Raw genomic sequence first — 7,743 nt, forward strand, 5'->3', positions numbered from 1 at the left:
CCCCTCCCGTCCGCACCGGTTGAACAGCGGGTGAAGACCCATCGCGTGACGAGTCCGTGCCCTCCCCGCCAACAGCGCGTCGTCGCCGCATCCGCGGCACGTGGTTGGAGTGCGGTTCACCGGAGGCCAGTAGGGTGACGGCGTTCCACCGCCGGACCGGCAAAGGGCCGGTCCGCTCGGAGTACGTCAGAGAACGGAAAGCACAGAGTGAAGAGAATCAAGGCTGCCGTCGTCGCCGTCGCCGCCATGGCGGGGCTGGCCGTGTCCATCACACCGGTCCAGGCGGCCGACATCTGCACGGCCGGTGGCAACGGCAAGTACATATGCAAGTACGGCGTGACCAAGCACGACCTGCCGAACGGCGAGGACGAGCAGTTCCTGGTCGGCACCGACTACGCGGTGTATACGCGCTGGACCACGAACGGCAGTTGGAGCCGTTGGACGTCCCTGGGCAAGCCCGACCCGCTCGGCAAGGCCAACGCGGCGAGCTCCATCACGGTGACGGACTCGGACACGCACACACCGGGCCAGTTCCGCACGAACATCTACCTCACGAACACCAACGGCGCCTTCGTGGGCAAGACGCGCCCCGACCTCGGTATGGCCTGGTGGCCCTGGGACTACCCCAACTGCTGCTGACCGCACCGCCGCGCCCGCCGCGGGCGCGTCCGACCCCGTGGCCGGTCGCCGTACCGGGTGGGAGCTGGTGCCACCGGTGAGGCGGCGGGCCGCGGGGCCGCCGCTCGCGGGGACCCCGTCGCGCGGGGCCGGTGCGGGTCCCGTCGTCGCGTCGGGTCCGGACGCCCTCGTTCCGGAGATGCCTTCAGGCGCCATGGCCGGCGCGCCTCCGGCGAGCGTGGTGCTGGATGGGGCCGATCCCGTTGTCAGCGGCCCGTGCCAGAGTTGGGGCATGGCAACTCGTGAAGCGTTTCGTGCGCACGCCCGTGAGATGGGCGTCTCCGATGAATCCCTCGACCTGATCCTCAAAGTGGTGCAGCCGGCCTACGCCTTGAACCCCGGCCGGTCCGAGGAGGGAGCGGTCGGTTGGCTCGGCGGACTGCCGGACCTGCCGACCGGCATGACGTGGGACGGCTCGGGTGCGTTCGTGGCCTCCGTCGACCTCGCCGCCCTGCCCCCGCACTCCTTGGACACCGGGCTCCCCGCCGACGGACGCCTGCTCCTCTTCTCGGAGCCGTGGTCCGAGCTCAACGACCTGGACTACGGCTGGAAGCCCGCGCTCCCCCGCGCGCTGTACGTCCCGCCCGGCACGGAGACGACCCCCTGGGACCCGTCCTCGTGCGCGTTCGATCGCAACGATGGCAATTACCTGATCGAACGGCGGCCGCTGCACGCCACGGCGTTCTGGGACCTGGACATCGACGACGAGTCCGAGGCCCTGGACAACGCGGTCGCGGAGCTCCGGGCGCTCGTCGGGCCCCAGCTCGTCCCCCTGGTGCTGGACGACGACGACAACCCCTACTACGACGTCAAGCTGTGCGGAGTGGCGCAGGCCCAGCAGAACTCCGTCGAGTACGAGGTCCTGGGCCGGGTCGGCAAACGGCGGGGACAGCCGTGGGAGGACGACCCGGACGCGGGCCCGTCGGAGGACGAGCCGGACCTCATCGACTGGGACGCGCTGGCGGCCGCCTGGCAGCCGTTGGCCGAGGCCAACGAGAGCGGGATATTCGGCGGCGGCGACGGCGCCATCTACTGGCTCACCCCGCGCGTGGACCTGGCCCGAGCGCGCCTCGACCGCACCGAGCTGATCTACCAGTGCTGATCGCCCCCGCCCCCGTTCACCCGCCGCTCCCGAGGCGCGACAGAGTCGCGGGGAGCCCGTGACGGGGCGGATGCCGCGCTGAGACCGGGCGGATGAACGGCTGCCTCGTGATCGGTCGGACGGGACCTGCCGGTGCCGTCCGACGGAGACGTCCGCCGGGGCCTCAGCCCCGGCGGCAGGCGGAGCCGAGGTCGTTCCGCGCAGGTCGGTGAGCCGATTGACGGGGGCTTCCCCCGCCGGGGTCTGCGCGGTCGGCGGTACGTGCGCCCTGGCCCCCTCCGCCCAGGTGATCGTCGGCGGGGCGCCGGTGCCGGACGGCGAGCGGGACTTCGTCGTGCGGATCGAGCAGCAGGACGACGGCGGGGCATGGCCGCACTACGGCGGCGGGGCGCTCGTCGACAGCCGCGTCGTCGCCACGGCGGCCCACTGCGCCGAGTCCGTCGTGCGGGGCAAGGTGAAGGTCCGGCCGCTCCTCGCCGCTTCCGCCCCTGGACCGTCGTGGAACCTGGCCGTGCGACGGAGGGGACGCGTGGTCAACCGCGTTGTATGGAGCGGCAGTTGGCCGGAAGTGTGTCATGGGCGCCGGGCCGTTCCGTCCGGGGCCCTATGCTGATGCCCCCCTCGACGGGCCTCGCCAGGCCGGTCGCCCGTGTCGGGCCACGCCCTGACCGCGGAGGAGTGCCATGAGCACCGCCCATCTGCCGCCGCAGCCCCAGTACACGCCGGTCGCCCCATCGCCCCAGGCCGTCCCTCCGCACGCGAGTGAGGCGACCCGCCTGCTCTGCACGGGCACGTATCTGGACGCGAGGTACAGGGACCGCGTCGTCGACGAGTTGTACTTCATGCGGCACCGCGTCGTCGCTCCGTCCCTCGGCTTCGACGCCGCCCGCGTCCTGGCCCACGCCCTGCGCGCCCGGCGGGTGGAGCTGGACTGGGCGTGCGGGGTGCTGTGGCTGCTGGCGGTCGGAGCCGTGGTGTCGGGACGGTGGCTGCTGGTCCTGGTGGTTCCCGGACTGCTGTTGACGCTCGCCGGCCGGATGCGCGGCACGACCCCCGACGCGCCGGGGCGCCGCCGCGCGGCCGCCTTCCTCCTCCGCTGGGTCGGGCGGCTGCTCCTCGCGTACGTCGTGGTCACCAGCCTGCTCATCGGCTTCGGCGAGACCGAGGAGGTCGCGGACGAGGTGGTCGCGCCCGGACAGGGCGGCGCGTTGCGGCCCTTCGGCGACCTCACTCCCCGCTTCCTGAGCGAACTGCTGTCGGCCACCACGCCGGGCGGTGTCAGCCCCTTGCAGGCGTGGCTCGCACTGGCCACCCTGCTGGTGATGGCGGGATGCGTCGCCGGGCAGCAGATGCACGTCACCCGTGTGCTGCGGGACGACCTGTCCCCCCAGCACTTCCCGGACGCGGCCGACGACCCGACCGAGCGGGCGGGCGGGCGCCGGTTCCAGGAGCTCAGGCACCGCATCCGGGTGGAGCAGCACGCCCCGCTGGTCATGTACCACGAGGCGCGCCCGTTCTGCGGCGCCGGTGCCGCGCACGACACCTGGGTGCTCGCGGTCGAGCTGCGGCCGGACCCGGCGGTGGAGAGGCAGCCGCTCGGGAACGACCGGGTCCTCGGCGCGGTGCGTCCGCTGCTGGAGCAGTTGCGCGACGTCGCCGAGTCGTCCGAGGGGGAGGGCCAGGTCGTCCGGGACCGGCTGCGCCACCTGCGGATCGACGAGTGCGTGTTCCTCCCGGTGGAGGGGCTGCGGCGCCGCGAGGACGCGCCGTACGACGAGTACACGTACAACGTGCACCGCAGGCGCGCGGTCGAGGAGGGCGGCGAGAAGCGTCGGCACTTCCTGCGGATCAGGGTGGGCGGTTGGGACGAGGAGCTGGTCGTCACCGTCTACGTCCGCGTCCACACCCAGGGCCGGATGCTGATGCTGGAGGTGGCCCCGCACGTGCTGTTCCCCGTACGCGCGGAGTTCAAGGACGCCTACCACGAGGCCCACCGCTTCACCGACCAGAACGTCCTCGGCAAGGCGGCGCACCTCTTCACCCTGCTGGCCTCGGCGCCCGGACAGGCCCTGTTCACGCTCGGCCTCCGCGTCGTCCGCGGCGTGCGCCGGCTCACCGGCGAGTTCGCCGGGGGGCCGCCCGAGGGCCCCGCCGTGTCGGTACGCGAACTGGCGGCGGAGCCGCGCGGGTCGCTCTTCCAGTCCATGGACGTCGACCGCTACCTCCGGAGCGTGCAGGACCGCGTCGCCAACGGCGTGCAGACGGCTCTCGCGGACGCCGGCTACCGGACGGACGAGTTCGTGCAGAAGGTCGTCAACATCAGCAACGGCGGGGTCAACATCGAGACGGTGGAGGCCAGCGCGTTCGCCATCGGCGACCACGCCCAGGTCATGCGGGCCGCCACGGGGGGCGGCGGGCGGACACCGCAGCAGAAGGAGCCCGCCCCCGACGACCGGTGAACGACCTCGGGAACCGTCGTCGGTCCACGGGGGAATGCGACACAAGGGGGAGCGATGCCCGAGGGACGGCCCTACTGGAACGAGGACGCCCAGAGCTGGGAGGACAGCTCCGATCGCGGCAGGAGCCCGGTGGTCACACCGCCGCCCCCGGCCGGCCCGGACGCCCCGCCGCCCTGGTCGCCGTCCCCTCGGCCTCCCGCCGCCGGGACGCCCCTGTACGCCCGGCTCGGCGGCACCGGACGCCGCGCCCTGCTGGCGGTGCTCGCCGTGGTCTCGTTCACCGTCCTGGTGGTCATCCAACTCTCCGGCGGCGGCACGTCCGATGACCGCCCCTCCCCGCCGGCGTCCGCCGCCGTCCCGCAGGGCTTCCTGCGGGTGAACGACGTCTTCAGCACCGTCGTCCCCGTCGGGTGGACCAGCGTGTCGACCCCCGAGGGCGCCGGGGACACCTACCAGGCCCCCGGCGGCGAGCGTCAGTTGCGCCTCTTCGCCGTGTCGGAGGCCACGCCCCAGGAGTCCTTCCGGCAAGCCGCCGCAGAGGGAGGGGTCGAGGAGATCTCCCCCGCCAGTCCCGTGGAGGTGGACGGCGTCTCCGGGTACGGCATGGAGTACCTGGCGCGCCTGCCGGACGCCACGGGGGCGCTCGTGCCCTGGTACGTCTTCGACGTCCGCTTCGAGGCCGAGGACGGCAAGCTCTACGGCGTGGCCACGACCGGGAGCGACCGGAGCGAACTGGCGGCCGCCCAGGAGGTCGTCCTGACGGCCGTGCGGCATTTCTGCCCCCGGGCTTCGGGATGCCGGCGGTAGAGCGCGGCGTTCCACCGCGTCTCCGGAGTGCCGAACGGGTTCAGCCCGGTGCGCGGCTGCCCTCTGTCCTCGGGGGTACGGCATCCGACGCCGCTCACTGACACACCAGTTAGTGTGACGTGTCATCCATGCAGCCATGTCCGTATGCCGAGAGGACACCATGCGCGTCAACGAACGAGCTGAGACGACCCGGCGCAACGGAGTCGTCCGCTCGCCCGGAGCCGTCCCGCGCCCCGATGTTCCGGCCGGCCCCCTGGCCTTGCCGACCGCCGCGGGCAACGCGGCCGTGGTGCAGATGCTCCGGTCCGCCGGCCACCCCTGGGCGCAGGAGCGGCACCAGCACGACGCCGGGTGCGGCCACCAGCAGGCCGAACAGCCCCCCGTGCAGCGCTCCGCCGTCCACGGCGTCCTTCGGACCGGCGGACGCCCTCTTGACGACGTGACGCGCACCGACATGGAATCCCGGCTCGGCGCGGACTTCTCCGACGTACGCATCCACGACGACAGCGCCGCCAGATCCTCGGCCGCCGAGGTCGGCGCCCGCGCCTACACCTCCGGCAACCACGTCGTGATCGGCGAAGGCGGCGCCGACAAGCACACCCTCGCCCACGAGTTGACGCACGTCATCCAGCAGCGCAAGGGCCCTGTCGCCGGCACCGACAACGGGACCGGACTGCGGGTGTCGGACCCCTCGGACCGGTTCGAGCGTGAAGCCGAGGCCAATGCGCGCCGCGTGATGTCGGGCCCGGCCGTGGCGCGGGAAGCGGACGCCCCCGGCGCGACGGGCCACCGGTCCGCGGCCGGGGCGCAGGACGTGCAGCGGGCGCCCGACGCGCACCACGGCTCCGGAGCCGCGTACATCCAGCGGACCGCGGAGGACGACCTGCGCGCGGCGAAGACGCCGGAGCAGATCGTCGCCGCTCTCAAGAAGTCGGGGCACTCGGACGACGAAGCCTGGGAGCTCATGAGGTACATGACCTCGCAGCAGTTCTCGGCCGGCGAAGGACAGGCCGAGTTCGACATCCTCGGCAGCATCACGGAGGCCTCCGCGCAGTTGCGGAAGGTGAAGGCCGTCCGCCGGAAGATGGCTGAGCCGCTGCTGGCCAAGCGGTGGACGATCCGCCACTACACCGGCGCCGACCCGAAGACTCCTCCGAGCTTCCAGGAGATCGCGTCGACGTACGACAACGCGGCCGCGGGCAGGGCGAGCGAGCACACGAACGTCGCGGACTGGCGCTCCCTCGGCAACATCAAGTTCACCTTCTACCTGGTGGCCGTGGACGGCAACGTACCCCCGCGCAAGTGGCTCAACGACACGCACTGGTACGCCGAGTGGGACCTCGACCAGATTCCGAGCTGCTGGGTCTCCGCGGACCTGTTGGAGCGGATGAACAAGTCCATGGACGCGGACGGGGCGCGGACGGCGATGCAAGGGGCCAAGGCGTTCCGCGGCACCGGAGCAGAACTCAAGGAGTTGCTGGCGATCAGTGCCTTCGGGGCCGGCAACGACCCGGTCTCCGCTCTGGACAACGCCGTCGGCGGCGCGTTCGAGCTCAAGGTTCCCGGCGGCCTGCCGGTCGCCAGGTGGCACAAGAAGTAGGCCGTGGCTGACACCACCCACCACGGGGAGGCGCGCTCGCTGATCGCGGTCGCTGTCGGGGTGACCTCCGGCGTGTTGCGCCGTGCCGGCCTCGGTGCCCTTGTCTTCGGTATCGGCGTGCTCGCGGCGTTCGTGCGGCTCAGGCGCGCGTGGGGCCGGCTGCCCGCCGCTCCTCCCCGCTGACTGGTCGAGAGACGGCCAGGAGGTCGCACATCGACGTTGACCATGTGAAGACACCGCTATGGCAGGGTCCGCCAGCGGCACCTCGAACACCTTGTGGCGTCGAGCGAGCCGTGGGTGGTGCCGTTCGTGGTGCGGTTGGCCGGCGAATACGTGCTGGAGATCATCGAGGCGATCGGCCGGGGTCTTCCAGGACTCGCCGTCCCGGGCTCGGCCCAGCGCCGCCTCTATGGGGAGTTCATCGCTAGGAACCGGCCTTCTTCGCCCGCACGGAGCGGCGCGTGGTGAGCTACTGGTCGTGCTACTACCGCTGGAGACACGCAGCGTTCGGGACGTATCCCGGATGCGTCCTTTTGGAAGCGTTTCGGGATGCTGTGGTGGAACAGGCGGGCTCGCAGTGGCCGCGGCACACGCCACTGCCGGAGGCGGGCGAGGGACCTGTCCGAGGCCGGCCGTGGCCCTGTCCAGAGGGACCGAGATCGTGCGGCCGGGCGATGCCGCGCACGGCGAAGTGATCGCCCGCCGCCTCGGCGTGAAGGTCCGCACCTGCCGCGGCCACATCGCCGAACTCTCCGCCACCGCTCGGCAGCGGCAGCGGCAGCCGCGCCCGACTCGGCCACCTCATCGCCCGCTCGGGCGTCCTCGACGACCGCACGGCCGACCCGGCGGACCGCAACCGGCCCTCCTTCCCCGTACAACCATCCGCCGATCTCTGCTGTCATGCTCCCCGTGAAGAAGACGCTCATCGCCTCCGCCGCCGCACTCGGCGCGCTCGCCGCCGTCATCGGCCCGGGGGGGGGGCCCCCCCCCGCCCCCCCCCCCCCCCCCTTTTTCTTTTCCCCCCCCCCCCAGACGGCCCCCCCTGGTCCCCCCGCCGACGGGTTCCCCCCCCCCCCACCATCGCTTACCCCCCCAAC

Annotated in this window: 7 protein-coding genes; all 7 read left to right on the forward strand. The window is 72.5% G+C overall.

Annotated elements, in window-relative coordinates; genetic code table 11:
* Positions 1 to 207 precede the first annotated feature (207 nt).
* The 7 genes from ACZ6EJ_RS23490 to ACZ6EJ_RS23520 all read left to right on the forward strand — a co-directional run bounded on the left by ACZ6EJ_RS23490 (position 208) and on the right by ACZ6EJ_RS23520 (position 6,829).
* Positions 208 to 639, forward strand: a complete 432-nt coding sequence (locus ACZ6EJ_RS23490; RefSeq protein ID WP_469269762.1) for a hypothetical protein — start codon at positions 208 to 210, stop codon at positions 637 to 639.
* A gap of 271 nt (positions 640 to 910) precedes the next feature.
* Entirely contained in the window at positions 911 to 1,780 is an 870-nt protein-coding gene (locus ACZ6EJ_RS23495; protein ID WP_469269763.1) for a DUF1963 domain-containing protein, read from the forward strand.
* A 217-nt stretch (positions 1,781 to 1,997) separates the two neighbouring features.
* Positions 1,998 to 2,393: a trypsin-like serine protease gene (locus ACZ6EJ_RS23500; protein ID WP_469269765.1), complete on the forward strand. Its 396-nt coding sequence runs from the start codon at positions 1,998 to 2,000 to the stop codon at positions 2,391 to 2,393.
* 70 nt (positions 2,394 to 2,463) lie between these two features.
* Positions 2,464 to 4,239: a hypothetical protein gene (locus ACZ6EJ_RS23505; RefSeq protein ID WP_469269767.1), complete on the forward strand. Its 1,776-nt coding sequence runs from the start codon at positions 2,464 to 2,466 to the stop codon at positions 4,237 to 4,239.
* A gap of 54 nt (positions 4,240 to 4,293) precedes the next feature.
* On the forward strand, positions 4,294 to 5,046 hold the full coding sequence (locus tag ACZ6EJ_RS23510; RefSeq protein ID WP_469269769.1) for a hypothetical protein: 753 nt from the start codon (positions 4,294 to 4,296) through the stop codon (positions 5,044 to 5,046).
* A 136-nt stretch (positions 5,047 to 5,182) separates the two neighbouring features.
* On the forward strand, positions 5,183 to 6,646 hold the full coding sequence (locus ACZ6EJ_RS23515; RefSeq protein ID WP_469269771.1) for an eCIS core domain-containing protein: 1,464 nt from the start codon (positions 5,183 to 5,185) through the stop codon (positions 6,644 to 6,646).
* Positions 6,647 to 6,649: 3 nt separating this feature from the next.
* A complete protein-coding gene (locus ACZ6EJ_RS23520; protein ID WP_469269772.1) occupies positions 6,650 to 6,829 on the forward strand; it encodes a hypothetical protein in 180 nt (59 codons plus the stop codon).
* Positions 6,830 to 7,743: the final 914 nt, after the last annotated feature.

The sequence above is a fragment of the Streptomyces sp. NPDC041970 genome (genome assembly GCF_055588985.1).